The sequence below is a fragment of the Nonomuraea sp. 10N515B genome (assembly GCF_052245915.1).
In the GTDB taxonomy this organism is placed as follows: Bacteria; Actinomycetota; Actinomycetes; order Streptosporangiales; family Streptosporangiaceae; genus Nonomuraea.
The window spans coordinates 1-794 of the sequence record NZ_JBQQBQ010000220.1 but is presented as its reverse complement, the minus strand read 5'-3'; the positions used below and the strand labels follow the sequence as shown (position 1 = coordinate 794).

Sequence of the window (794 nt, the reverse complement as noted above, 5' to 3'; positions counted from 1 at the left end):
TCCTCACGCAGGTCGAACACCATCTTGACGGCGCGATCACGCAACTCTTGCGGGTACTTCCTCGGTGCGGGCACGACTCCCAGCCTTCCAGTCTTGGGAGCCTCCAACCAACCCGGGGCAGCTCATACAGCCCGGCAAGGCCTTGTGCTGCCAGCGATGACCCAGTGTCAGCCGCGCACGGCGGCCGGTAGCAGGCCGGACGGCTGGCGGCCGCGCTGGGAACTCGCGCGCGCCGCCGCAGGCAAGGACCGTCCGGTCGAGCGCAAGCCTCGGCGGCCACGCGGTGAAGCGGCCCGCACCACCAAGCAGCGCGCGGCCCAGAAGCGCGCCAGCGTTGCTGCGGACACGCCCACCTCCTCCAGCGCCCCGCCCGATCCCGAACTGGCCCACACCCCCATGCAGTTCCGCTACCAGCTGCGGACCTGCGCGCGTGGGCGGGCAACCCCTTCCCGAATTCAACCCACCGCGTCGACGGCAGCGGTCTGTGGGTGCCGTCCAGCACCATGTACGACGCCCTCGACGTCAAGCAGTCCCATATGCCCGCGCTGAACGTCGTGCGCGCCATCGTGACCATGTGCACCGGCGACGCCGAGCAGGTGGAACGGTGGCTGGACGTCTGGCGGGCGATCAACATGGCGGAATACCGGCGGGCCAACCCGCCGCCCCAGTAAGAAATAACCCCTGAGTTCCAAGCCGTCTCTACCGCCCCGGTTGCCGCTGTTGTGGCCTGGGAACTGGGAATTTCCGCCTTCCCGAGTTCGATCACAGTGAGTTGAAGTAGCTTCACTCTTTGT

Annotated in this window: 1 protein-coding gene; it reads left to right on the top strand. The window is 67.6% G+C overall.

Features of this window, described 5'->3' with window-relative positions; all coding sequences use genetic code 11:
• Positions 1-488 precede the first annotated feature (488 nt).
• Entirely contained in the window at positions 489-671 is a 183-nt protein-coding gene (locus ACTWQA_RS59140; protein ID WP_443167525.1) for a hypothetical protein, read from the top strand.
• The last annotated feature ends 123 nt before the right edge of the window (positions 672-794 follow it).